Annotated in this window: 29 protein-coding genes and 1 pseudogene; 22 read left to right on the top strand and 8 right to left on the bottom strand. The window is 31.7% G+C overall.

The window, feature by feature from the left end:
* Positions 1-27 precede the first annotated feature (27 nt).
* The 4 genes and pseudogenes from ACH5TX_RS04930 to ACH5TX_RS04915 form a co-directional block, all read right to left on the bottom strand.
* Complete coding sequence (locus tag ACH5TX_RS04930; protein ID WP_439338425.1) at positions 28-1,317, bottom strand: nucleotide sugar dehydrogenase; 1,290 nt, start codon at positions 1,315-1,317, stop codon at positions 28-30.
* A 5-nt stretch (positions 1,318-1,322) separates the two neighbouring features.
* Positions 1,323-2,417, bottom strand: coding sequence for a glycosyltransferase family 4 protein (locus tag ACH5TX_RS04925; RefSeq protein WP_439338424.1), 1,095 nt, complete (start codon positions 2,415-2,417; stop codon positions 1,323-1,325).
* Between the two features lie 111 nt (positions 2,418-2,528).
* Positions 2,529-3,800, bottom strand: a complete 1,272-nt coding sequence (locus ACH5TX_RS04920) for an OmpA family protein (RefSeq protein WP_439338423.1) — start codon at positions 3,798-3,800, stop codon at positions 2,529-2,531.
* 197 nt (positions 3,801-3,997) lie between these two features.
* Positions 3,998-4,105 (bottom strand): annotated as a pseudogene (locus tag ACH5TX_RS04915) (IS1595 family transposase); the annotation flags it as partial.
* Positions 4,106-4,171: 66 nt separating this feature from the next.
* Between ACH5TX_RS04915 and ACH5TX_RS04910 the strand changes: the two are divergent.
* The 4 genes from ACH5TX_RS04910 to ACH5TX_RS04895 all read left to right on the top strand — a co-directional run bounded on the left by ACH5TX_RS04910 (position 4,172) and on the right by ACH5TX_RS04895 (position 6,295).
* Entirely contained in the window at positions 4,172-4,342 is a 171-nt protein-coding gene (locus ACH5TX_RS04910) for a transposase (RefSeq protein WP_439338422.1), read from the top strand.
* Positions 4,343-4,591: 249 nt separating this feature from the next.
* The gene (locus ACH5TX_RS04905; protein ID WP_439338421.1) at positions 4,592-4,741 is read left to right on the top strand and encodes an IS3 family transposase; all 150 of its coding nucleotides are present in this window, start codon (positions 4,592-4,594) and stop codon (positions 4,739-4,741) included.
* A gap of 371 nt (positions 4,742-5,112) precedes the next feature.
* Positions 5,113-5,313 (top strand): IS3 family transposase, encoded by a 201-nt coding sequence (locus tag ACH5TX_RS04900; protein WP_439338446.1) that lies wholly within the window; start codon positions 5,113-5,115, stop codon positions 5,311-5,313.
* Positions 5,314-5,542: 229 nt separating this feature from the next.
* Positions 5,543-6,295 carry a LytR/AlgR family response regulator transcription factor gene (locus ACH5TX_RS04895; protein ID WP_439338420.1) on the top strand — a complete coding sequence of 251 codons (753 nt, stop codon included), beginning with the start codon at positions 5,543-5,545 and terminating at the stop codon, positions 6,293-6,295.
* 1,314 nt (positions 6,296-7,609) lie between these two features.
* Here ACH5TX_RS04895 and ACH5TX_RS04890 read toward each other — a convergent pair.
* The 3 genes from ACH5TX_RS04890 to ACH5TX_RS04880 all read right to left on the bottom strand — a co-directional run bounded on the left by ACH5TX_RS04890 (position 7,610) and on the right by ACH5TX_RS04880 (position 9,999).
* Positions 7,610-8,854, bottom strand: coding sequence for a site-specific integrase (locus tag ACH5TX_RS04890; protein WP_439338419.1), 1,245 nt, complete (start codon positions 8,852-8,854; stop codon positions 7,610-7,612).
* Between the two features lie 365 nt (positions 8,855-9,219).
* Positions 9,220-9,348, bottom strand: coding sequence for a hypothetical protein (locus tag ACH5TX_RS04885; protein ID WP_439338418.1), 129 nt, complete (start codon positions 9,346-9,348; stop codon positions 9,220-9,222).
* Positions 9,349-9,351: 3 nt separating this feature from the next.
* The gene (locus ACH5TX_RS04880) at positions 9,352-9,999 is read right to left on the bottom strand and encodes a PAS domain-containing protein (protein WP_439338417.1); all 648 of its coding nucleotides are present in this window, start codon (positions 9,997-9,999) and stop codon (positions 9,352-9,354) included.
* A gap of 73 nt (positions 10,000-10,072) precedes the next feature.
* Between ACH5TX_RS04880 and ACH5TX_RS04875 the strand changes: the two genes are divergently transcribed.
* Positions 10,073-10,396, top strand: a complete 324-nt coding sequence (locus ACH5TX_RS04875) for a hypothetical protein (protein ID WP_439338416.1) — start codon at positions 10,073-10,075, stop codon at positions 10,394-10,396.
* On the opposite strand, the gene ACH5TX_RS04870 is transcribed toward ACH5TX_RS04875, so the two are convergent.
* Complete coding sequence (locus tag ACH5TX_RS04870) at positions 10,393-10,827, bottom strand: hypothetical protein (RefSeq protein ID WP_439338415.1); 435 nt, start codon at positions 10,825-10,827, stop codon at positions 10,393-10,395. The two genes, ACH5TX_RS04875 and ACH5TX_RS04870, sit on opposite strands and share 4 nt — an antisense overlap.
* Before the next feature lie 98 nt (positions 10,828-10,925).
* On the opposite strand from ACH5TX_RS04870, the gene ACH5TX_RS04865 reads away from it, so the two are divergent.
* From ACH5TX_RS04865 to ACH5TX_RS04785, 17 genes are all read left to right on the top strand, one after another.
* Positions 10,926-11,180, top strand: a complete 255-nt coding sequence (locus ACH5TX_RS04865) for a hypothetical protein (protein ID WP_439338414.1) — start codon at positions 10,926-10,928, stop codon at positions 11,178-11,180.
* Positions 11,181-11,193: 13 nt separating this feature from the next.
* Complete coding sequence (locus ACH5TX_RS04860; RefSeq protein WP_439338413.1) at positions 11,194-11,442, top strand: hypothetical protein; 249 nt, start codon at positions 11,194-11,196, stop codon at positions 11,440-11,442.
* Between the two features lie 130 nt (positions 11,443-11,572).
* Positions 11,573-12,157, top strand: a complete 585-nt coding sequence (locus tag ACH5TX_RS04855; RefSeq protein WP_439338412.1) for a helix-turn-helix transcriptional regulator — start codon at positions 11,573-11,575, stop codon at positions 12,155-12,157.
* Positions 12,154-12,621, top strand: coding sequence for a hypothetical protein (locus ACH5TX_RS04850; protein WP_439338411.1), 468 nt, complete (start codon positions 12,154-12,156; stop codon positions 12,619-12,621). Before ACH5TX_RS04855 ends, ACH5TX_RS04850 begins: the two co-directional genes overlap by 4 nt.
* The gene (locus ACH5TX_RS04845; RefSeq protein ID WP_439338410.1) at positions 12,612-12,776 is read left to right on the top strand and encodes a hypothetical protein; all 165 of its coding nucleotides are present in this window, start codon (positions 12,612-12,614) and stop codon (positions 12,774-12,776) included. The genes ACH5TX_RS04850 and ACH5TX_RS04845 overlap by 10 nt, the downstream gene beginning before the upstream one ends.
* Positions 12,777-12,894: 118 nt before the next feature.
* Positions 12,895-13,062, top strand: a complete 168-nt coding sequence (locus tag ACH5TX_RS04840; RefSeq protein ID WP_439338409.1) for a hypothetical protein — start codon at positions 12,895-12,897, stop codon at positions 13,060-13,062.
* A 181-nt stretch (positions 13,063-13,243) separates the two neighbouring features.
* Entirely contained in the window at positions 13,244-13,378 is a 135-nt protein-coding gene (locus ACH5TX_RS04835) for a hypothetical protein (RefSeq protein ID WP_439338408.1), read from the top strand.
* Positions 13,375-13,689, top strand: coding sequence for an ASCH domain-containing protein (locus ACH5TX_RS04830; protein ID WP_439338407.1), 315 nt, complete (start codon positions 13,375-13,377; stop codon positions 13,687-13,689). Before ACH5TX_RS04835 ends, ACH5TX_RS04830 begins: the two co-directional genes overlap by 4 nt.
* Before the next feature lies 1 nt (position 13,690).
* On the top strand, positions 13,691-16,714 hold the full coding sequence (locus ACH5TX_RS04825; RefSeq protein WP_439338406.1) for a CHC2 zinc finger domain-containing protein: 3,024 nt from the start codon (positions 13,691-13,693) through the stop codon (positions 16,712-16,714).
* Positions 16,714-17,025 carry a hypothetical protein gene (locus tag ACH5TX_RS04820; protein WP_439338405.1) on the top strand — a complete coding sequence of 104 codons (312 nt, stop codon included), beginning with the start codon at positions 16,714-16,716 and terminating at the stop codon, positions 17,023-17,025. The genes ACH5TX_RS04825 and ACH5TX_RS04820 overlap by 1 nt, the downstream gene beginning before the upstream one ends.
* 128 nt (positions 17,026-17,153) lie before the next feature.
* Positions 17,154-17,399, top strand: a complete 246-nt coding sequence (locus ACH5TX_RS04815) for a hypothetical protein (RefSeq protein ID WP_439338404.1) — start codon at positions 17,154-17,156, stop codon at positions 17,397-17,399.
* Between the two features lie 148 nt (positions 17,400-17,547).
* Positions 17,548-17,763, top strand: a complete 216-nt coding sequence (locus ACH5TX_RS04810) for a hypothetical protein (protein ID WP_439338403.1) — start codon at positions 17,548-17,550, stop codon at positions 17,761-17,763.
* A 138-nt stretch (positions 17,764-17,901) separates the two neighbouring features.
* Positions 17,902-18,165, top strand: coding sequence for a hypothetical protein (locus ACH5TX_RS04805; protein WP_439338402.1), 264 nt, complete (start codon positions 17,902-17,904; stop codon positions 18,163-18,165).
* A 467-nt stretch (positions 18,166-18,632) separates the two neighbouring features.
* A complete protein-coding gene (locus ACH5TX_RS04800) occupies positions 18,633-18,881 on the top strand; it encodes a helix-turn-helix domain-containing protein (protein WP_439338401.1) in 249 nt (82 codons plus the stop codon).
* Between the two features lie 400 nt (positions 18,882-19,281).
* Complete coding sequence (locus tag ACH5TX_RS04795) at positions 19,282-19,740, top strand: hypothetical protein (protein ID WP_439338400.1); 459 nt, start codon at positions 19,282-19,284, stop codon at positions 19,738-19,740.
* Positions 19,740-20,660 (top strand): hypothetical protein, encoded by a 921-nt coding sequence (locus ACH5TX_RS04790; RefSeq protein WP_439338399.1) that lies wholly within the window; start codon positions 19,740-19,742, stop codon positions 20,658-20,660. Before ACH5TX_RS04795 ends, ACH5TX_RS04790 begins: the two co-directional genes overlap by 1 nt.
* Positions 20,661-20,663: 3 nt before the next feature.
* Positions 20,664-26,351: a hypothetical protein gene (locus tag ACH5TX_RS04785; protein ID WP_439338398.1), complete on the top strand. Its 5,688-nt coding sequence runs from the start codon at positions 20,664-20,666 to the stop codon at positions 26,349-26,351.
* Positions 26,352-26,366: the final 15 nt, after the last annotated feature.

The raw sequence follows: 26,366 nt of genomic DNA, 5'->3' as shown, positions 1-26,366 counted from the left end.
TCCAAATCCTAAAGATTATCAATAAAACTATAATTCACCATCTACTTGTGTATACGAAACACCTTTGACATCATAAATCACTCCACCTTCTACTAGTAAAGATTGAAAATCTAGCTCTCCAAATCCTTCATGAGAAACCGAAATAATAATACCATCAAACAGTTCGTTAGGAAGCACTTTTGTTGTTATGAGTCCATATACAGATTCAACTTCTTTAGGATTTGCCCAAGGGTCATATATGGTGACATAAGAACCATATTGTTGTAATTCATAAACAATATCAACTACTTTTGTATTTCTAATATCTGGGCAGTTTTCTTTAAATGTGATACCTAAAAGCAAAATTTTAGAGGCCTTTACTTTAAAATCTTTTTGTATTAATAATTTTACAAACTGAGAAGCCACATATTGTCCCATACTATCATTAATACGTCTTCCAGCTAAAATAATCTCTGGATGATATCCCGCCTCTTGTGCTTTTTGCGCTAAATAATAAGGATCTACACCTATACAATGCCCTCCTACCAATCCAGGTTTAAATGGTAAAAAATTCCATTTAGTTCCAGCAGCTTCTAATACAGCATGCGTATTAATATCTAATAAATTAAATATCTTTGCTAATTCATTTACAAATGCGATATTAATATCTCTTTGTGAATTTTCAATAACTTTAGCTGCTTCGGCCACTTTTATAGAAGGTGCTAAATACGTTCCTGCAGTAATTACAGACTTATAAATTGCATCTACCTTAATACTAGCTTCACGTGTAGAACCAGATGTTACTTTTAATATTTTTTCAACAGTATGTTCTTTATCTCCAGGGTTTATTCGCTCTGGAGAATAGCCAACAAAAAAATCAACATTAAAAATAAGACCTGATTTCTTTTCTAATACAGGAACACAGATATCTTCTGTTGCTCCTGGGTACACTGTAGATTCGTAAATAACGATATCATCTTTTTTTAATACACTAGCAATGGTTTCACTAGCTTTAATTAATGGTGATAAATCTGGTTTATTATTTCCATCTACCGGTGTTGGTACCGTTATAATAAAAACATTACAATCTTTGATAACTTCAATTTTATAAGAGCAAAAAAGCCCCTTTTTGTCAGAAATATTAGAAACCAGTACCGAATTTAAAAGGTCTTCTGAAACTTCTAATGTAAAGTCTTTACCGCTATTTAATTCTGAAATTCTAACTTCATTTATATCAAAACCAATCGTTGGATATTTAGTAGCAAATAAACGTGCTAATGGTAAGCCCACGTAACCTAAACCTATTACTCCTATTTTACATAAAGTATTATTATTCATGCTCATTATTTATTATAAAAATTAGAAATGATAGGAATAAAGTAAATAACACTAGAAGTTCCTAGAATGATAAAAAAATGGTCATTTATATTCAAAAACCTTAATACAAAAGCTAATACAAAAAGGAATACCGTGTAAACAACAACAATTAATGTACTTTTTTTATGAGTTAAATTCAATTTTAATAAATGGTGATGCATATGATTTTTATCTGCTTTAAATGGACTCAAGCCTTTATAAATCCTAACCATAAAAACTCTTACGGTATCAAGTAAAGGATAACTAACTAGAGTAATAATAATTATTTGAAAATTTTCAAATACGTAATTAGTCAGTAATTCATCTATTTTAATACATTGATTAAAAGATACAATAATAGCATAAGAGCTTATTAAACCTAGTACAAACGCCCCATTATCGCCTAAAAATATTTTTTTTCTAAGATTATAACTAAAATTAAAAAACAAAAAAGACAACGTTGCTCCAGAAAAACTAAACAAAATAATAGCGCTAAACATTAAACCATATTTTAAAAAAAAACACCCAATAACAAGATTACTTAATATACTAATAGAAGCAGAAAGACCATCAATACCATCAACTAAGTTAAAAGCATTAATTAGAAGTATAAATAAAAATAAAGAAACCGAAACGCTAACTAAAGGGCTTAAATAATAAACTCCAAAAAGACCATTCAAGGTTAAAATACGAACATTACAAACTACAATTAAAAAAGTAGCAGCCAATATTTGAAATAATATTTTTTCTAAGGGCTTAGCTCCTATTAAATCGTCTTTTAGTCCAACTAAAACTAAAACAAATAACGATGTAAAAAGACCAAAAGCAAGTTTAAAATCATAAATAGAATTGTTTATATGATAGAATAGTATACCAATAATCAAGTTAGCAAGTAGTACCGCTAAAAAAACAGCTATACCTCCTAAATAAGAAACATTATATTTGTGAGATTTTCTTTCAGATGGCTTATCGAATAATTTAAATTTTCTTGACAGTAAAATAATCCTAGGTAAAAAATAAAAAGAAATGATTATTGATAATACAAAAGAAAAAACAACTATTAGTAATTCTACTTTAAACATATATTTTTTTTTCTAAATAAAAAAGATCAATAACATCACATAACTTTAAGATCATAAAAGCTTTACAACATTACCAACAACTCAAATTATTTTTATGTTTTACTACTAAAACTAATCAATAAATAAAATATCTACTCGCCTATTCTTTTTTTGACCTTCAACAGTTAAATTAGAAGCAATAGGATATAATTCACCATATCCTAACGTTATAATATTATCAGGATTAACACCTCCTTCTATTAAGTAATTCCTAACAGAATTAGCTCTCATTTTTGATAAAACTCTATTTTGTTGAAATTCACCAACACTATCTGTATGACCTTCTATTCTAAATCTGGTTTTAGGAAATTTTAAAATAAAATTCAGAAGGCTCTTCATATTGTGATATGAATCTTGAGAAAAATTATAATTCCCTTTTTTAAATGAAATTTTTCTTGAAATCGCTAACAAATAATCAGAATATTCAGAATATAATGATTCATTTTTTAATGAAGTTTCAATAGTACTAGCACCTAATAAGCTATCTTTCAAAATACTCTTACCTAACTTTTTATTTAACTTACCAAGCTCCTGTCTCGATTCTTTTAATTCTATATGTATATCTTTCAAGACTTGCTCATCAAAAATAACTCCTCTCTTTTGTTGCAACGTATCATCTAAATTTACCTTTACCCTTTGGGCGTTTTTAGAATGATAATCTTCAGGACAACCTTTATTCGCTTTTATACCAAATAATTTTGGACATTTATCAACTGAATCTATAACACCATCGTCATCTGAATCTTTTCTACTTAATCTAAAAACCAATCCTGCTGAAACCTGAAAATGATTTGATTCATATCTTGCAGGACTCGAATCTAAAGAAAACTTAGAAAGCAATTCGAAATTCAAAGCTATTTTTTTTGAAAGCCAAGTATTAACACCTCCACCAAAATTCCCAGAAAAAGCACCTTCTGTTACCTTAAAATAACCCACCCCCCCATTTAAATAAACATCTAACCAATCTGCATTTAAAAACCAGTTAAAAGCCTCATCAATATAAATAGACATCCCAGCATCTAAGGAAAAATAATTTTGATCTCCTAAAATATTTTTCTTATCTATAACAGCGCTTGACTCCTTCCATTTATTAAAACCAGCATCTAACCCTACTGAAAACAATTCATTCAATCGGTAATCAATACCCAATTTTAAAGGATCACTAAAAGCATTCTCTTTAAAAGAAGATACTCCACTAAAAGGACTATACTCACCAGAACTATCTACATAATTAAGCCTAAATTTGACTGAAATTTGTTTTTGTTTTTTATGAATTAGTATTTCTTGTGAATACCCCAAAATAGTAAAACATAACGCACAAAATAAAACAGTGATATTTCTCATTTTTTTATATAAATTAAATTAATTATACAAATAACGATTTATTAAAAAAAAAAACACACTTCGAAGTAATAATTGAACCTCATTAGAAATAATCGTTATCAAATAGAGTGGTTGTGGTAAAAAAAACCACATTAATGAAAAAGCTAATTAATAGAAACCACAATTATAAAACAGCTAAAAAAATGACATTGAAATTATCTATTAAGGTTATAATCACTTACCGAAGAATAAGTCGTTCGAATCCAATATTTAACTTGGTGTATCATAGTATGAAGTGCTTTGAAGTTTAATCCGCCATTACTTTGACGTTACTACATTTACTTGGACAGAAATTTTAAGACTGTTTATTTAAAAACAAATATCTTAGAATAATGAAAAAACGAGTTTACAGTACAGAATTTAAATCAGAAGCAGTAAGATTAAGTTATCAGCGAGAAAATATTAAAGAATTAGCAGATGAACTAGGAGTTCAGGTGCAACAATTTATAAGTGGAGAGCAGGTCAAAAAACAAAAACTTCCCAAAAATTTCCATAAAACCTGAAACCGACTCTATAGAAGCAAAACAGTTACACAAAGCCTTGAAATACAAATAATTACAGCTTAATATTGAAAAAAGCTGTTCACATCTTTTCCAAGAGCGATGGAAAAGCTATCAATTTATAGTAGTTATAAACATTTATATCCTATTGAAAAGATGTGTAGAGTTTTAAAAGTAAGTCGAAGTAGTTATTATAGGTGATTCAGCCATAGTCCATCAAATCGAGCTATAGAAAATAGTCTGTTTACAGATTTGATAAAAGAGATTTTTGATTTAAGCAATCAAACTTATGGTAGAGTTAGAATAGCTGAACAACTAAAAAGGGAAGGCCATGATATACCAAAGAAGAGAGTTGCTAAACTGATGCTTATCAATGGTTGGAGGAGTAAACTTAAGAAGTGATTTAAAGTTACTACAGATTCCAATCATCCATATCCTATTTGTAGCAATCATTTAAATAGAAACTTTAGACCAAAATCATTAAATGAAGTTTGGGCATCTGACATCACTTATATAAAAACAGCTTCAGGTTGGCTATATCTTACCTCCATAGTTGATTTATATGACTGACAAGTCATTGGTTTGTCATTAAGCACACAATTGTATACAGATCAAACCATTATTCCAGCTTGGAAAATGGCAATATCAAAAAGACAAATAACCAAGCCTTTACTTTTTCATTCAGACAGAGGTATACAATATTCTTTTATAAGAATTTAGAAAATTGATTAAGACAAATACTTTAATTACTCAAATTATGAGTAGAAAGGCTAATTGTTCGGACAATACTGTGGCAGAAAGTTTTTTTAAAACTCTTAAATAATCATAATTTTAAAACTACTGGGAAAGCCAAATTAGCAGTCTTTGAATATATAGAAGTTTGGTTTAATAGAAAACGTTTGCACTCTTGTTTAGAATATAAAACACATAAAGAAATGGAATTAGAATTTTATCAAATTAAAAATGTGCCATAGGTCTTAGATAATTTGTCCGACTTTTTGTTGCAAGTCCAATTTTATGCTTATAACATTTTTAGATATAAACAAACAGTTATGCATATAATAACTCTTTTATGATTTAATACACAACAATTAATACTTCACATGATTATAATCAAAAAAATAAACGACTTTTAGAAAATAAAAATAAATAAATAAAAATAAATAAAAATAAATAAAAAAATAAAAAATAAAAAATAAAAAAATGAAAAAAATTAACACTTTAATATTTGAAGACGACAAAACTTTTTCTAATATTCTTATTACTGAAATTCGAAAAAACTTTAACAATATCTATATTGAAGGTGTTGCGACAAACATTCAAGAAGGCAAAGAATTGTACAAAAAAACTAAACCAAGTATTCTATTTCTAGATATTATTATAGGAAAGGAAATTATTTTTTCTTTTTTGAAAAATATATTTAATGATAAAGATAATATTTTAAATACTCAAATTATTTTTATTAGTAGTTCTAAAGAATATGCATATGAAGCAATTGACTACAATCCTATAGGTTATATCTTAAAACCTTATAGTGCTGAAAATATAAAAAAAAATATAAACAAAGCCTTAACAAAAATCAATAATCTTGATAATTTAAATATAAATTATAACAAAGAAGTAAATTTTTCAAAAATTTTAGCAATCCCATATATTGATAAAATAGAGCTAATTAAATGTGAAGATATTTTATACTGTGAAGCAGATGGGCGTTATACCAAATTTCATTTAATAAATGGTGACACAAAAATAGCTAGCCGCAATTTAGGAGAATATCAAAAAACACTTAATAATAATTTATTTTTTAGAATTCATCATTCATACCTGGTTAACATATATATGATTCATCACATAAATAAAGTTGACGGTAATTATTGTCATTTAATTAATCATAAAACCTTACCTATAGCAAAACGAAGACAAGAAGAGTTAAATAGATTTTTAAATTTAAAATAACTTTTTTTTTTAATGAAGTCTTTTATTTTTTGTTTATCCCAGTAAAAAAAACTAATACAAAAACAAACTTCAAATTTAAAAATGATGACTATTTTTTATATAAACTCATTTATTTAGCTATAACAAAACCATTTAAACAAATAATTAAAACTAACTTATTTTATTATAAAAATCAGTAGTGTACAATAAAGATTTTTAATACAAACAAATATAACAATAGTAATAACTTTAGGGGTAGCGAATTATCAAACAACTACAAAAGCTAATTTATCTTTCTATCATTACTATACTAGTAGAGCTCAAGAGTAAAATAGCGATAGAAAGAATAGCATAAGCTTTTTTAAGATTTATGGTGGCGTAAGCTTATTTCGCAATCTACTTCCTATGAAAGCAGTATAGGAGGTCTAAATCTTAAGTATTTCCCAAAACGTAGTAAACTTTCAGACGTTAATAAAAATCGGAATAGCGAAGTGTTTTCTAGTATATTCTATAGTTTGTTAATCAGTATCGTGCATATTTACTCGGACATTAGCTCTTTGTCTTTACCAGTAAGGCACCTGAAAATTGTTGATTCCAGTACGATATGTCTTTTAGTGATATTATAAAAGGTGTTTGACGTTATCCCCCATCTAGGGAAAAGAAAAGAGGTATCAAGATACATACAATGATTAACGCTTTAGAAAGCGTTCCTTGTCTTATCCTTTTACATTGCTGCAATACACACATTACATAAGTATTAAAGAGTTCTACCTGTCCGACACTACCAATGATTCTGTACTAAAGAATGAATATATAACTATTGAAAAAAGCTAGGCATATTGAGCTTGGAAGAGTTAAACAGAACTTTCTATTAAAACACTTCCTAGTTGATAATCAAGATACTATCGCAATACAGATTTAGTGTGGACTTATAACGCAATTACTAATGCTTTTTATACAGCAACAAACTAAAAGAAGATGGAAATACTCTAATATGGTATCAATGGTATGTTTTTTTATTTAATGACATATATATACTTATTTAAATCCCTAGAAAACCCAAGTAAAAAATGGTTAGGATTAACTACAAAACCAACAAGTAAACAACTAAGATTTTTCTGCTGCCTTACTTTTGAGAAAAAAAACAACTTTACAACCCCTAAAGAACAGTATTAAGTATATACTGTATTTTAGTCGGACACTATTAATAATAAAAGTTAAATAGTGCGCAATTTTAAATTCCCTTCATAAATATGTTTTTACAAAAAAGTTCAATTCATTTATTTTAAGGTTTCTTATCTAAAGTGAATTACTTAAAAATTAAAGGATTAATGGTTAATTATTTAAATTACACTTCGGTTTTGAAAGTTGCTCTTTTAAATTTTTCATATCATCACTAACTTTTCTTTCAATTACCCTTGCATATATTTGAGTAGAAGCTATCTTAGAATGACCTAAAAGCTTAGAAACAGTTTCAATTGGAACTCCATTACTTAAAGTTACAGTAGTTGCAAAGGTATGACGAGCCATATGAAAAGTAAGATTCTTTTTTAAACCTACGGCAATAGCAATTTCTTTAAGATAAAAATTAACCTTTTCATTACTTATTTTAGGAAATAAAGTTTCAGTTATTTGGCACATTGGGTGATTCTGATATTTATTAATAAGATATTGTGCTTTTTTTAATAACGGAACTTTAACAGAAGATTTAGTTTTTTGACGATTGGTAAATATCCAATCATTACCATCTATTCCTTTAAAAATATTGTTGTGAGTTAAATTCATTAAATCAATATATGCAATACCAGTATAGCAACTAAAAATAAACAAATCCCTCACTCTTTCTAACCTATCTATTGAGAACTCATAAGATTCTATATTTGAAAGTTCATTATCTGTTAAATACGGTCTATCTATCTTTTCATAAGTAGGCTTCCATCTAACAAAAGGATCTCTATCTATCCATTCTATGTGATAACCAAGTGTTACAATTTTTCGAAACCTTTGAATATGTTTCATCACTGTATTATTACTCATTGCTTTAGGATGTCCTTTTGGCCAGAAGCAAAATAAGAAACTAGCAAAATCGCAAATAAATTTATAATCCAATTCTTTTAAATAAATATCAGACATCTTCAATTCATTGTTTAGGTACTTGCTTAAATAGCCTTGAGTTACACCAAAATTTCTCAAAGTACCTATAGCCAATGTTTTTTCTGTTTTCTTAGAGTGATATTCAAGAAGGTTTTGAAGTGTTTTTGTTTTTTCTCCTTCTCCTAGATAATTAGCTTTGATTAATTTTGCAGTAATAAGTTCTCCTTTGAATTTTAAATCTTGAAAATGTTGAAAAAGACTAGTCTTTACTTGACTTAAATACTCGTTTATTTGCCGAGATTCGTTTGAAATCCCACGAGCTTTTTTCTTTTTGTGATCCCAAATAGATAAAGGAATCTTCTTTTTTAAACTAATGTCAACTCGCTTACCATTTACAGTAACTCTGACATAAAGTAATGCTTCATCATTAATAGCTTTTGAACTTTGAACCAAAAACAATGTTGAAAAGGTGCTTTGTGTACGCATAATTGTCGTCTTTAAATTGTTAAACATTTATTGAGACGAAAGCCAAATCAATTATAACTATTTCAATATTAAATACTTGATAAAAATGTGTGCTAAGCACACACTTTAAAAAAAAGCACCCTTTTAGCACACATTTAAAACCAAATCAATTCAAATATTATACACTCTTAAAAACCAGAAAACCATGCAAATCATAAGACTTACATGGTTTAAGTGTCATTTGCAATGACTTTTAGTGACCTCGACAGGATTAATCCACAGCATCTAAATAGTTTGTTTTAAGTTACTTAACATTTTTATTGGGACACCAATGGGACAAACAGCCAAAAACCACCACTTTTTTTAACGCAAAAACCAAGTAAAACCTAAGATGTCTCATTTGTTTTTGTTATGGTTTTATTAATAACAATTTCATCTAAAGCATTTAATAAATCGTGGTTCGAATTATAATCGGCTTCAGGGTTGTCGGTAACTATAATAGTTTCTTTTTTCATCTTTTATATTAATATTTCAAATGGCATAATTATAATGTCTTCAATAAAAGCCCACCCAATTAGTTTATATTTTTTGTATCGCCTAATATTGGCGAAGGTTAAATAGGCTATTATTTTTTTTAAATGTTTTAGCGGAACCACCAAAATTTTACGCGACACAGGCAAATCGTTTATTTTGTAATGCGGTAACACATCGTTGTAAAAAGTATCTTGTTTAATTTTACAAGTGTTAATAGACAAATCGCCTAAATAATCGGTGTGTCTTATAAAATCGCCAGGGTGTTTCCCTTTCGTTTTTTCTAAACTATAACCTGTTTGTTTTTCAAATTCATCGTTAACCCACATAATGCGACCTTCGTTGTCACTAACAATTACCGATTTGTAATTTTTAGTTAATATTTTCAATTGTTTTAATCCGTCTGGCTCGTTAACCTTGGCTAATTCCATTTCACCTTCGTTAAGTAATAACCAATGAGGATTAATGTCCTCACATTTAAACAAAATCTGTTTAAGTGTTTTGTACGTTGGGCTAGCGCGTCTTTCAATAGTTTTGCGCAACCAACCTCTTGATAGTCCGCATTTTAAATCGAATGCGCTATTAGTAATGTTGTAGTGTTTGGGGAGCTTTGATAGTCGAGAGTAAATATCCATAGCTTTAATTTTTGTTAAACAATAGTAATTTATGTATACTTTTAGTAGTCCCTAAGAGACAAAACCACAAACTATGCAAGTACAAACTTATACAGTTAGTAAAATTGAAACTTTTGGAGGCTTACCTAAAATTGAAAAATGCTTAAAGTCGCAATTTAAAACTGTAACCATCTATGAAAGGCAACGCCTCGAAAACCTAATAATGTATTTAAACGCCTTATATCGTACACCTGTAGATTCGGAGTTCGATTTTATTATGTTTAAACCAGAGTTTCAGGCTTCGGTAAAAATAATATCCAGTATTTTAAAAGAACATGATTGCTGTACGTTACGGTTTTTACGCAATTTAATAACGTACAATCTTCAATTTGTATCGGGGGTTAAGCTAATTGCTTAACCTGTTTTTTTGTTTTCGTCTTCGGTGTCGTTAGTGTTAGACTCCATGTTTCTACGTATTAAAATCATTAAATCGTTAGCCATACTATCAAGCTTTGGTTGTGTTTCTTCTTTTATAATACGTCTAACCGCTTCGTCTAAACTTTCGGTGTTATTTTTTCCTTCTATTTTATAACCAGCCACTGGTTCGTTTAATAATAGGTTGCTATTAGTGTCTTTTTTCTCGTCTCCAGTAATTATCCAATGTAAATCTTCATTCGGATATATAGACGAAAAATCCGCTAAAACTTCAGATCTTAAACTACTTTTTAGGCTTTTGCCTTTAAAATTAGCGTAGGTTGTGCCGAAACTTTTAAAAAATTTTTCATACCCAATCCCTTTGTTTTTGGCTACTTCAAGCAATCGTAGTTTTATTTTAGAAACTTTTTCCACTAAAAATTTGTTTATTAGAGGAAATATCCTCTATATTTGTATGACTTAACTATGATAAAAGTATGATTAATAATTTAACTACGCAATACTAGATATATATGATAACTGAAGAGCAAAAAGAAGGAATAATTGAAGTGCTTGGTTATAGGTACTGTAAAACTATTTCAGAGGCTTTAAATAAAAAAGGTATTAGGAATAAATACGGTTTACCGCATACATCAAATATGATAGCTAAAGTAATGAGCGGGCAAGAACATAAAGAAATTGAGCCTGTTATTTTTCAAGTTGTTGAAGCAAAAAAACAAGAACTAAAAGAACAAGAAGCGCGACGTAACCGCATTTTATCAGCATAAAACAATTCACATTATGGACTATATAGATCAATTAAACAAAGTAAACAAAATAATAGCTTCAATATCTAAAACTACAGGAATTGCAGCTACAGAAATTTCAGAAGACTTGAAATGTTTAAGAGTGGTAGATTCTTTTGAAAAAATAAAAGAGAATTCTCAAGATAGAATTTTAGATATCTGTACAGAGTTAGGAGTGTCTACAAAAACTATTTACTCTTTTAAAGCTCAAAAAATAACTATTTCTAAAAAAGGTGAATCATGAATTTAATTAAAGATTACCACACTATACAGGAATTAGCTGCTTTAGCTAAATACATTAACCGAAATAAGAAATAAAAAATCCCAATGCGGACACATTGGGATAACATTAATAATCAATAAATCTTAAACCTATGATTACTAACACAGCAAATTTACAAAAACAAAACAACAAATTTATAGCGGGCATGATGCCAAACGATCATAATATCGAATTTGTAGGCATACCAGCAACCGAAGAAGTTATTTGGTTTCAACGTGGGCATACGCATCAATTTAAACATTTACCTCGTTTAGAATATAATTTATTACTAGAGGCTTATTTAGAAAACCCTGGAGCTGCTGCGTATTGCCGTAAAAAATCTGATGACCAGCGTCGTCAAGTTGAAATTTTTACATACCACATGTATGGTGAAGCCGATTTTACACCCGATATTATTGATGGTGTACTGCAACCAAGCGAAAACTACCGTCACTCAAAAGAATGGAATTACGAAAACTGGAGCAATAAACACATTACCATAAACGGCCACCATTTAAACACCCGCCAAATAGCTATTTGCGATATGATGCTAGAAGATAAGCTAGATAAACAAATGGCCGACGCGCTTAATATTGCAGTAAGTACACTACCCCACCACAAACGCAAACTTTACGAACTAGCTGGTGTGCAAAGCAAAGCTCAATTTGTAATGGTTTTAAAAGACGAACGTATATGATGCCAATATCTCACACACCGCAAGAATCTTTATTAATAGTTAAAGATTTTCAAGCCGACTGGAAACCTAGTCTTGAACCTTATTTGGTAAACCTAATGCGTATAAAAGCATTAAAACAATGCACGTTTTTAGAAGCTACGTTGTTCTGGTGCAAAAAAACAAACAGTCAATATGCTATTATTAAAATTTTAGCAGCATACCAATATATTATGGATCAGAAAACAGAGTTACAAACCCTTCAAGGTAAAATAAACCAGTTTAACAACCAGTTACACGCTTTAAATACCGCTAAGAATTTTGCGCCTATTGCTACTGCCGAATTACGCGATTATTACCAAAAAAAACTAACGGCTTTAATTGAAGAAAAAGATGCGCTTATTAAACATAACGAAGCAACTCGAAATATTGAAGTGATTTGTAAAACAGTTGTTTCTAACTCTAAAAATAAAGATAAATGGAATTAGCAATAATTGTAAATCTAGCCGTCATAGCGGTTGTTGTTATAGGCTTAATTATAGTATTAGTTTTTAGACAAAAACCTTACACCGCTGCACAATGGAACGAGAAACTAAAAGAAGATTTTAAACGCTTTGGCCCTGTTCCAGATAACGAAGATTAACATAATACACCAAGGTTGATTAATAGCAATTCAATCACATGTCAGTTCCTTTAAACTTGGCTAACAACGGTTCTCTCACGATGCCAAGTTTAAAGACTGATTTTTAAAAATTATTTATATGAAAGTAGAAAAAAACGAAGTGTTAAAAGTGGTTTTAAAAAATAACGACGCAAATAACTTTAAAGAGGTTGTGAAACAAATTTGTGATCCGCAAATAGGTTTTTCAAAAGCTAATATTTCGAAGGAGCAGCTTAAAACTATGAATAATATTAACGATAAGCTTTAAACCATGGCAGCAAACTCAAAAAGATACTACATACATCGCAGGTTAAAAAAGGCAGGTATTAAGTATAATCCGCACACACACACACAATATTTATTGGTTTCAACGAACCTGTTGATAATAAATATGTGCAACGCGCTCAAAACGAATATAACTATAGTGTACAACTAGAAATTAACTAACCATGACACCAGAAGAAGCTTTATTAAAACACGCCATTCGTACCATGTACGCTAACGGACTTTCTCAAGCAAAAGTAGATACCATAATTAAAGATTCTCACAACGAAGTAAAAATATTTTTTAACCTGAAAGTATGAGCGCAGTAATCAATTTTAGCACCAATTGGAATAATAAACTAGACTGTAAATGTTTTACAACTATTCGTTTAAAGAATTCAAACAAATACAAGCTTAACCATGAGTACCCTATTTTGTTAAATCGTAAACTGGTTAAACGCGCTGAAATTATAGACATTAAAACCATCTTTTTTAATCAAATAGACGAATACATAGCCCGATTAGATACGGGGTATTCGGCATACGAAACCAAAGAGATACTAAAAAAAATGTACTCTAAAGTAAACCTAGAAACTCAACCTTTTTCATTCATTTTATTAGCCACCATATAACATGCCATATATTTCAAAAGAAAAAAAAGAAGCTATACTCGAAGCTGTATCGCTAGAGCAAGTACTAGAATCTTATCACGATTTATCTAAAAAGAAAGGATCTCAAGTTGTGGTTGATTGTCCTATTTGTAAAACCAAAGAAAAATTAGAGTTTAACAAAGCAAAAGGTGTTGCAAAATGTTTTAAATGCGATATTGGGGTTAAAACCGCTGCTAGTTACCTTACCTCTTTTCATGGTAAATCGTACCCAGATGCTTTAGAGGAATTAGCGCGTTTAGGAGGTATAGATTTAAACGAAAAGCGTCCTAATAATACAGATCGTCGTAGTACAAAAACCTATTGCGATAAAATGCTAAAGGATAGCGGGCTTAAAAAAGAAGATGTTACCGACGAGCGTATAGTAATAGACGAAGAAACTGTAAAAGAATTCTGTTTATATCAACCAGGAACGGTAGATCAAGCGTTTGAAATTGTTAAAGGCGACGATGTTATTATACATTATTTCGATTTAGATGGAAATCCAATGTATTACTACACGCTTAACAAAAGCCAAAAAGCCGTTGGTAAAAAGAAACCGTTTTATAGAGTTCGGTTTCAAAATCCAGAACTTCATCGCGACAAAAACGATAAGCCTACCAAATACCGTTCGCCTTATGGTAGTGGTTCTAAAATTTACATTAATAAATATATTAGAGAAAAATATCATAATGGTTCTAGAATAGAAACACTTTACATACAAGAAGGCGAAAAGAAAGCTGATAAAGCTTCTAAACACGGTATGCCAAGTGTTGGTATTATGGGTATTCATAATATTGCTTACAATAAGCGTTTACCTGTAGAATTCGAATTAATAATACAACGTTGCCAAGTTGAAAAAGTGGTGTTTATTGTGGATGCCGATTGGTTAGATTTATCGCATAAAATAGATTCTAAACATTCTGCCGATAATAGACCGCGTTCCTTTTTTACAGCAATCAAGAACTTTAGAAATCATTTTGCATCATTCGCTAACCAGGACATACATTTAAAAATCTTTTGGGGTTATGTAAAAGAGAATCCAGAAAAAGATAAAGGTGTAGACGATTTATTGGCCAACTCATTAAAATCGAAACCCGATACTTTAGCCGATTTATGTAAAAAAGCATTAAACACACCTGAAGGTGATGCGAGTTATTTACAGTTTGAAGAAATAACCACTACCTCCGATTATAAACTATTAGAGCATTGGGGGCTTCAAAACATTGATGCTTTTGTGTCTAAACACAAAGAAGCGTTAAGTAATTTAGAACTATTTAAATTCGGCTCTACTAAATGGAGAATAGACCCTAAAGACCCTAAAGGTTATGTGTTAGCGCAACCGCTTTTAGATCATGAACGTTTTTGGACGCGTCAAGACAAAAAAAACAATGATGGCGATGTTATTAAATCAACTTACACTTTCAATAATAAACGTTGCTATAATTTTTTACAAGCGCGTGGTTATAATTTATTAGAACAACCAGATAACACGTATATCTGGATTCAAACCGATGGCAATATTGTGCGCGAAGTTAAAACGCATCAAATTAGAAATTTTATAATCGATTTTACTAAAAAAGCAATCGCTAATGAAGATGTCGAAAACATGTTATACCGAGGTTCTACACGTTATTTTGGTCCCGATAGTTTAAGTCATTTAGAATATACCAAATTAGAGCTTCTAGAATCTAAAAAAGGCTTAGAGTATATGTTTTTTAACGAATCGTTTTGGAAAATTACCGCCGAAGGTATTGAAGAAAGCGATATTAAAAACGTAACAGGGCAAGTTTGGGAAACGCGTTTAAAAGATTTTTCACCTAAAAAAACACCTTTATTATTATCAGAAATTCATCAAATAACACATCAAGACGCTAAAGAATCTCCCGATTTAAAAGAATATATAGGCGAATGGACTATTGATTTTTCAGAAGAAGGTGAAAAATGCGATTATCTCCAGTTTTTATACAATACCTCGAATTTTTACCCTAAAAAAGAAGGTAAGAAATCGGTGTACCAAGACCTAACCCTCCCTCAAGCTTTTGAAACCTCTAAGCATTTACTATCTAAAATAACAGCTATCGGTTATTTGCTTCATAATTTTAAAGACGATAGTGTTTTAAAAGCTGTGGTTGCTATGGATGGCACCATGACAGAGGTTGGAAGTAGTAACGGGCGTAGTGGTAAATCGTTAGTAGGTAAAGCCTTAAAACACGCCTTACCGCAAGTATTTGTTAACGGGAAGAATAAAAACTTCATGGAAGACAAATACAAATGGGAAGAAGTTAACGAACGTATTCAGAATGTATTTATAGACGATGTACGTACTAATTTTGATTTAGAAGGCATTTTTACCGAAATAACAGGCGATTGGCAAGTTGAAGGAAAAGGCGATAAAAAGTTTACTATTCCGCATCACTTATCGCCAAAAATATACATAACAACAAACCATGCGTTACGTGGTGAAGGTGGCTCGTTTAGAGATCGTCAATTTCTTTTAGGGTTTTCTAACTGGTATAACGACGAATACCAACCAACCGACGATTTTAAAGCTTTGTTTTGGAGTGAATGGGACACCGAGCAATGGAACTTGTTTTATAATTTTTTAGCCATGTGTTCGCATCTGTATTTTAAATACGGATTAATTACCGCGCCTACCGAAAAACTAGAAAAACGTAAGCTTAGACAAGATATTGGCGAAGTGTTTATTGATTGGGCTGATGAATATTTTTCGAGATCGCAAAATTTAAATTGTGATGTTCCAAAATCTAGAATGTTTAATGAAGAATCTATTGAAAACGGAAAAGGGTTTTTAGTAAAATATCCTGCGCAATCAAAATATATAAACGTTAGGACCTTTAAAAATAAGATTAAAAAATACTGTGAACTTAACGAGCATTTCGAATACAATGCTATTAAAAAAGGTGCAGATATAAAACGTGACGGTACAGAATACATATCGTTAACCGTAAGCGACGAATTATACGCAAAACTAGCAAACACATTCTAATGAATTCACCATCTAAAATACCACCGTTAAGATTCGCTACCGAAGAAGATTTTAGAACACCCGAAGGTCAGTTTCTTTTAAATCTAGAATATTACGAGCAAGAATTGTACAGCGCAGATTATGATACCCATGTAAGAGATAAAGCTAGTGGCACCGATTCGCGCTCCTGGACCATGGAAGTTACCAATGAAGACACCAACAGAGAATGGTTAAAAGTAGCCATTATACAAAACCGAATAAAAGTACCCGTATTTCCTGTTTTATGGAACCAGAAACCAGAAGTTTTAAACGAGGTTGCTTGTAGTGCTTAACGTGCCACGTATAAACAATGTGCGGCATAATTCCGAAGGAATTTGCCAGCACATAGACTAGAAAAGAAAATATATTAACCAAACACGGTAAAGCATTTTGATTATACTGTGTTGTAAACTGTTAAACAATGACAATAGTACCAAATGATTTAGACATAGAAATGACTGACGAAACCTATACGAAGGAAATAGCAGTTGAAGTAGATTACAGGTGTTTTTTTACCGAAAAAAAAGCGTTTGCACCAATGACAACCTATAACTCTATAACGCATGGCAATACGCTACAAGATGTTATTAAAGAAGGTAAAAAAGAATATGAGAAGCAATACTTAAAAGTAGAAATTATGCAAGTACGTATTGGAGAGATTGTTTAATTGTTATACAACGTGCCACTTATAAGAATAGGTGGTTTTTCCGAAGGAAAAATTACCGTATGCAAAGATTATTTGCACCCGAAGAAAACAATAATAATTTAAAAAGACCTACCACTTATTTTTATAATATGTTAGGCAACGTTTTATTATGAAATTACCAAAAAATAAACAAAAATGTTATAACTGCAAATTTGCAGGAAAACCTTTTAAAATAGCTAATACAACTCACTTACATTGCGAACATCCTAAATGGGAAAAAGAATATAAAGAAAATCCAGATAGTTTTTCTGGTTGGGAAACATTGAATGAATTTTGGAACACTTGCTCTGATTTTAAGCAAAAAGAATCTTCAAATGTTGCCTAACATGCCACGCATAAGAACTGAAAGGTTTGGATGCGAGGAATTTCCGAAGGAAATTCAGAAGTAGACAAACACACATAACACACCGAATTAAAACATAAGCCCTTTTGGTTTTTATGAGGTGTTAGAAACTGTAAAACCATGAAAAAAGTAATAATGATAGCTGGTGGTGGATTTGGCAAAACAGCCTTGAATGTAGCCAAAGAACATGCGCAAAAAGGCATTGATATAGAAATAGTAACTCCCGAAGAGGCAAAAGAAAGAGGATTAAATATAAAAACCGAAGTGCCAGAAATGAAGCCTTTGACCTTAATAGACCATAGGATTTATGAAGATAGACCACCACCTACAAGAGCTGAACGACGTAAACAAGCACGAACCAAACGGAAGAAAAGGAAAAGATAGGTTTTATTGTTTGCTAACCCCCAAAGCATAAGGTCTGTGGATGCGCAGCATACACATGAAGACCGTTTGCTGCGCTCTATAGACTTTATGCTGTGTTGTGTAGAGTTGACTCAAGTAAGACCTGAGAAATAACAAAAATAAAACCAACTTAATCAGAGCGTAGCATATGCTTTGGGGGTTGGGCTAGAAATAAGCAATCTTTAAATTATTTAAAAAATGAATAGAAAACTGTTTAAAAAAGGAAGTATAAGCCTAATATTATCAATGACTCTTTGTGTAGTCTACGCCTATTTTGATTATCACTCTGAATTCGTAATGGTACTAACTGGATTATTAGGTTTCATTGGTTTGAGACAAATGTTTATTAGTATGAAAGGTGTTTTTAAATGATTGATTGCGTGCCCTTGTGGCTATTCTAGCCCAACACGTGATAAACTTATACTTTTTACAAAAACACTAAGAATCAAATGATTAACAATACTAGAGAGTTTAAAACTCAACTATTTTTTAAATGGATAGATGATTTAGAGTTGAAAACTCAACTAACTCTAAAAGTTAAAACATCTAAAGAAGCTCGAACTGAAACCCAAAAAGAGCTTTCAGAAATGTTAGATATTTCGTTAACTAAAATTAAAGAAATAGAAAACGGAAAATGTAAAGACTTTAATGCTATTAACAATTATTTAAACTATAATAATCAGTCGTTGATATTATAGAGCCTCGAACCTGTAATTTATTACATAATACAAGGAAATGCAGATTAAACCGTAAGAGTAGCTCTCTCTGTAAAGCGGTTGCCTTGTTAAAAAGGGTTAAGAATTTCGGTTCTTAACCCTTTTATTATTCGCTTTTTTTATTTTCCCCTTATACCCCAATTAATTAAAGAATTCAAATGGAACTTTTGTGCAAAAAGAGGTGGTGCATACTTATATATATTTTTATTTAAAACATGTATATGTAAATAATTAAAAAACTATCGAACTTTTAAACTGAAATAGTTGTAAAGCTTTATAAATAAAGGCGTGAATAAAAGTTCAATTTCCGCACGAATACGCACAAAAGTTCAAAACACAACATGTCCTTTTAATTAGTAGTGTAGTATTTTATACTTGTATTATGGAATTCAACAAGAACAATTCATTAATACAAGATATTTGTTTGGTACAAATAAAATCTATCGACGATGTGGTTAGTATTCCTAATTTAACCACTATTTACCACACACCTTCAAAAATAACCTACAAGCAATCAAGCAAGGTTACAGATGCAGGTGTTTTAATTACTAAAACCTTATCGCTTTCTTATCCTGGTTTATCTACTACCGATTTTGAAAAGTTTAACGACCTTCTTCGTGGGGTTTACCAGGTTTATGTAAAAACCACGACACACGATATTTATGAAGTAGCATCAAATAAGTTTTTTATGCAATGTTCTTCTTCTTTTGATATAAAAAAAGGTCATACGCTTGTTTTTAAAAACGCGTCGCCTGTGCCTGTAAAGTTTCACGATAACCAAACCGCCGAAGGTATTAATATTGATGGATTCGATTATCATCTAGATTTTAACCTAAGCTAATGCCAGCAAGTAGACTTTCATATCCAACAAAAACAAATAACCCATCTGATCCAGACAGTGTAAGGAAGTTTTATGCAGATGAAGCAAACGATGTAAAAGCTGTTTCTGATAATCATGCTGATTTATTAGATAATTTAGATGAGAGATTGAAGATGTTAGAATTATCTAAATCACCAAACCCTTTTTACGGCCGTTACACAAACATATCCTTATTACACGCGTCTTATCCGATAGGAGAAGAAAATGCATGGGCTGTTTTAGATCCAGGAATAGGATTAACGCCCGAAATAGCTATTTGGGACCATGAAGACGGTGTTTGGGAAATTAGCGGATCTACTCCAGATACTATAGAAGTAGAACTGTATTCAGATTTACCAGCACCAGGACAATCTTTTAAATGGTACTTAGTTCGTTATGATAATACGTTGCACCGTTGGTATAAAGGTGCGTATCATAAAGTAAACGCAGGTACCGTACAAACCACAAACTCAAACAAAGTAACGCTAGTAGCAACCGAAGCAAACCAACTTACTTTTAATGTATCGAGCAAACCACCAAGTGTAGATATCGTTCATAACGATAAATGGCTTACAGAAACGTATCAATATAATTATTACCCACTTACAGGCGATATTGTTTTAATACCAGAAGCATTAGGTATTGATGGCTTGCAAATAGATGAAGAATTAAACGTACGTACCTACGGCGATACTTTCGAAAAACAAATATTAGAAGCCACTGAAGAAGGACAGACTGTTTTTTCTTATTCAGGCAACCCTTCCAGTATTGAAGTTATTACTAACGATGGAATACTAACCGAAGGTTACGCATATACACATACAAATTTTATAACAGGAAACTATGCAACACTTACTAACGGAGTAAAATTAGGTTCATCTGTTCAAATTAATAAACATTAAATCATGAAAAAAATATTTTTATTAGTAACGCTTTTATTTTCATTATTTGCTACATCTCAAGTAGATACAAGGCCACCACAAAGAGCGCATCGTGGCATACATACTAAACTAATACAACCGTATTTAGTAACCACCGCTCAACGAGATGCGTTAACACCAACAAAAGGAACTATTTTGTATCATGAAGATACTGGTGTTAGTCAATGGGAACAATGGAACGGCACAACATGGGAAGCTTTAAAAGGTTCTTTAGATAATATCTATACAATAAACGGAACAACACCAGATGGTTCAAATAGATACGTAGATTTAGGCACAGGCTCATCTATGGCATTTCGTAGTCCAGATTTCAAAACATATTATTATTTTGATGATGACGAAATAGATATACGTAACGGCTACGGCACATTAAGATTTAGAACAGGTTCAGGAGGAACTTACGACGCTAATTCAATTGGAGACGTATGGACAGCAACAAGCACTTCTGGTAACGGTCATTGGGCTGCGCCTTCTGACGGCACAACAAATTTAGGCTATATATCAACAGCTACAAACGGCACAATTACATCATCTACAGGTACAAATGCAGTTATAGGATTAGCCAATAATTCTAATGCAGGTTTGTTGTCTCCTGCTGAACAAGCATTAATATATAGTGCTTTGCAGCCAGCAGTAAACGATACGATTACGGCGAATTGGACTATTAACGGAGTTTTACGCTCAACAATTTCTAACACCGAAGTTGACTCAATAGGCGGCGATGCGTTTATACCTAAAAGATACGGCGATGCTAATTATTTGAGAGATACAGATTTATCTGATTATTTTACTAAATTATTAGATAATGACGGTTTTACTACTTATGGTTCATTAGATACAGATGATTTATCAATAAAAATAGAGGGACAAAGTGTCGGAGGATCTAGACCTGGTGTTTATATCTCTTCAACAGACCGAGTAGCTAAATTATCTAATGGACTAGGAGATGCTGAGATTATATCTACTGATGTCGGAGGGTTCCCATATATAAATTTAAACTCAAGTAGAGGTACATGGCTTAGAGATCAACTAACCATTTATAAAGGAACTGTCTTATCTTCTACAGGGTCATTAACTGTTGACCCTGCTAATATAACGGCTGCAAGAAGCATAGTGTTTCAAGACAAAGACTATGCTGGAGTTGCTGATTTATCTGACATTCCTTCTGTAGTTCCTACTAACGAAAATCTCCTATTTTCTGATGAAGCAAAAGCTGAATTAAAATCACGCTTTCAAAATGGATATACAGCAGGTACAGGATTTGCAGATGACATTACAAAAATCATCACAGAAAAGGATAATTTTATAGCTAATCCTAGTCAATATAGACCGACACTAGGTTCGGCAGCAACAGTGCCAAACAACAGGCAATGGTTGCATACTACAGCAGCTTATGCTTATGCTCTTGACGATGTTTCAATAGCTAACACTATTGCAACTGAAATATTAGCTTACGTTGGAGCAAACGATTTAAACACTACTTGGTGGAATGATTCGTCAACATATAGATTTGATGCTGATTATTCGTTGTGGATTCAAACAGCAGATGTAAAAAAAACAAAACACTCTTATAATTTAATAAAAGATTTAGCTACTAATTTAACTGACGTAGACAAAGAAACTATTGATACATGGTTCGCTCGTTATGCTGAAATAACTTTTAATGCTACATCGTCTCGTATTGAGACGTATTTAGGTGTAGATTGGGAAAATGCAGGTATAACAAAATTTACCCCCGAAGGCACTTATCCTGAAATAGCAGGTGTAAGCACAGCAAACCCCTTACAAGATTCTAATGGTGATGATATTACGGCTTACACAATGGCATGGGCGCAAGACATCTACAACAACCGCCAATGGGAAGCAATAGCTTACGTTCATTCGTGGGCTATTGAAAATAATGATAGAGAAAAAGAGATTTGGGCTAGAAACTTTGTAAAATCCTTTTTAAAGTACGCTATTTTTCCAGATGGAACAATGGCAGAGCTTTATCGTAATGTAGATTCAGACCCAACCAAAGGCGTGTTTTATGGATATATTACCATGACAGCCGTAGTGTCAATGGCGCATGAAGATGCTGTTGCAAACAATTTCCCTAATGACAAATTATACGACTATACCACAAAAGAAGGTATAGTAAACGGTTCAACCAATTTAACAACTTCAGGCTTTGCGGGTGGAAGCACAACAGACGGAATTACAGAAAAAAGTATTTTATCTGTATTAAAAGCACAATCCAACTATTTGCGCACACAGGCAAACGGTGGTTGGAGTGATTTGAGATACTTCAAAAAAACCGATAATTCGGTAGTATCGCTGTCAACTGTTGGTTTGAGACAACCTAGTACAATTCCTGCAATAGCTAATTTATATTATAGAAATACAGACTTGTCAGATTGGTATAACTATAATACATCAGTTGGATATCCTGCAAAAGTAATTATAAGCGAAGGCTATCTAGCAGGTGTAGATAATGAAGATACAGGCGCATGGGGTAATTTAATTTCAGGTTCTTTATGGTATGGTCAAGAGAACAATTACTCGTTTCAAAACGACTATAACGAAATTAAAACTATTCAAAATGATTTAGAAGTTAAAGGAACTATCACAGCGAATGACGCTATTAATGATAACGAATTAACTACATTAAATCAATTAAATGAGAGTGTTTATGGCTCTTTAAGTTCAAATTTATATAACACGGATACAAAAACATCTGGTAAATTTATAAGCAACACTACAGGAAGTTTAACAACAAATGCAGCTTATGACACATCTGATTTTATACCTGTAACAGAAGGTTTAACATACACAAGTAATACAGCAATGAGATTCACATGTTATTTTGACGATTCGTTCGTTGTTGTATCTGGAGGGTCTAACTCAAACATATCTACATTTACTGTTCCTGCTGGAGTAAATTATGTTAGAGTTACTATTCCTGTAGCAAACGAGCCAACATTTATATTATCTGAAGGTTTGTCAACACCAACTTATGAGGCATATACGTATTTAATACCTCAAAAATCAACTGGAACTACAGCTAACAGACCAACATCACCAAATTTAGGTGATACACATTTTAACACGGACACCCAAAAAACAGAAGAATATACTTCAAGTGGATGGGTTAATATTGATAACTCTTCTAGCGGTTTAGCTAATCTAACAGAGGTTGCAACTTTAGCAGAGTTGCAGGCGGTTGTTAATGGCACATCAACTATTACTAGAATTGTTAGTATAACTGGCGTTATAGATATCGGTAATACAGATGTTGCTTTGTCGAATGTTTATTTAACAGATGGCGGTGGTTCAATAATATCTACAGGAACAGGAGAATTAGAATTATTAGGAGACAGCTATGTAGATAACACAATATTAAATTATCAACTGAATTGGGCTTCTACAACAAATGCGTTCTTGAAAAACCCTTCTTTAACATTTGACACTAGAAAATACCCAATTGATGAAACTATTTCTACATCTATTTCTTTTTCAGATGTTACGCCAACAATTATAGCTAATACACAAGGTAATATCGACAACATTAACAAAGCAATTTCAGACACAAAACTACTTAATGGTAATGAATTATTTATATCTAAACTAGATTGCTTTATACAAAATTCACGCCCAGCAACAGGAACGTGGTACGAAAAGAATTTAAACGACCAACATTTATATTCAATTATTTTGCCAAGTGACTTTACAATAAGAATGACGGATGCTGTGTTTATAAGAAGTTTACCTTCTTACGCATACGCTCAACATATTATATCATCCGAAGACACTAAAAACGTCAAAGTTATAGGTGGTAACTTAATAGGTTCTAGGTTGTCTCATAATTACAGGCAGTATAGACGTATTTATACACCTTCAACTGCTTCAAGTATAGATTATACTATTGGAGAAAATGACGCTTTAGTAACCTATACAATCCCTATTACTCCAAATGATGCAGAAACGCAAGTTGAAGAGATAAGCAACTACATAAATGCATCAACCGCTCTAGGAGCTTTGGGATATAGTTCAACATGGGGAACAAACGAAGGGCATTGGTACTTTGATATAAGTAACTCAACAGATGGCTTGTATTTTAGAGCTTATGCGTCATCAACAGGTGTAGCGGTTAATGGGTACACAGAATATCTGTCTGGTTATGATATAACCTATGAATTAGCTATCGCTTATATAGGTGTAGATGGAGGTCTTGTTGATGGAGCAGTTTTAAAAGATTGTTACGGCGACGGGTTTGTTGCAGCAGGAAACAGCTTATCTACAGATGTAGGGTTTAGAAATTGCAGAAACATAGCAATTAAGAATTGTACAATTGACAATAACAGACGAAATAATATATCGCCTATCGGTGTTGATACTATGGTGATAGAAAACAACTATATTATTAATGCAGGTCAGGATATGGGAGTTAACGATGGGTCAGCTCCAAGATACGCCATAGATACAGAGCCGACGAGGTATAGAGACGCTACAACGGGTGAAACACTTGACGAAAATATTGTTAGAGGTGTTGTAGTTCGTAATAACTATATGCTTGATAATTTATATGGTTCTGTTAATTTGTTTAGTGCGTATGATTCCTGGGCGTACAATAACGTTGTAAATACCCGAATGGCAGCTTATAAGCTTCAGGGTGGTGGACTTATAGACAATGTTATTGATTACAATCTAACATTAGGCGGTGCTGTACATAGTATAGGTCAAACTGGAATAGAGACAAATGCGGTTTTAGACACATGGACTAACAAAATCGAAATCGCTTCTGAAATTATAATACGTGGAAACATTATTAGAGGAAAAGGGGATGATGCTACTTTAGAAGAAAAAGGAATGAGGTTACAAGGTTGGAAATTAAACGTTTCTGACAATGTTATAAAAAATATTAACGGAATAGCCTTCGATTTAAGCTCTCTTAGAGACTCTAATATTCATAATAATATTGTTGATAATGAAACTAATGTAACAGGTTCTTTAGGGCTAGAAGTCAAAAGCGCAGCCGTTAGAGACGTGTATTTTACAAATAATAACATTAGAACTTATGGACGTGCTTTAGAATTAAACAATATGAATACTACAGCGCAAGCTTCTGCAATTAATATGACAGTAGGTGCGCCATCTTTATTCATTAACGATAATGTTTTTGAAAGCTATAATGACAATGCAAGATTAATAACCACTAATAGCATAACGTTAAAAGATAATTTATTTAAAAATCAAGTTCAAATTCGAAATACAAATACAGACTTATATTTTAAAGGTAACACGGTTAAAGATGGATTATTTATATCTGCATCATCAGCTATACTTGTTAATGCTTCGTTTATCGATAACGATGTTTATAGCACATCTACATCGGCTGCAATTGAATTTGATAACACAGGAGCGTCTGACAATATTGTATTTGAAAACAACAGGCTGTATCAGAACAGTAACGGCTCTAGGGCTTTTTGGGTTACTAATTCAGGCGTACAACCAGATAATTTAGTGCTTATGAATAACAAGCTTATGGAGGGATCGCCTACAGAATTTATAACGTTTACAGGTGACAATAGTTTAATTAAAAATAATTACGATATACCTAGTCGTAGTGCAAGTAGTCAAACAATTACAGGTACAGGAAATACTGTAGAATAAAATTAATTTCAAAAA

The organism is Thalassobellus citreus (genome assembly GCF_044385915.1).
Taxonomy (GTDB): domain Bacteria; phylum Bacteroidota; class Bacteroidia; order Flavobacteriales; family Flavobacteriaceae; genus Thalassobellus; species Thalassobellus citreus.
The sequence above is the reverse complement of the archived record's forward strand: the minus strand, read 5'-3'. Positions and strand labels throughout refer to the sequence as shown.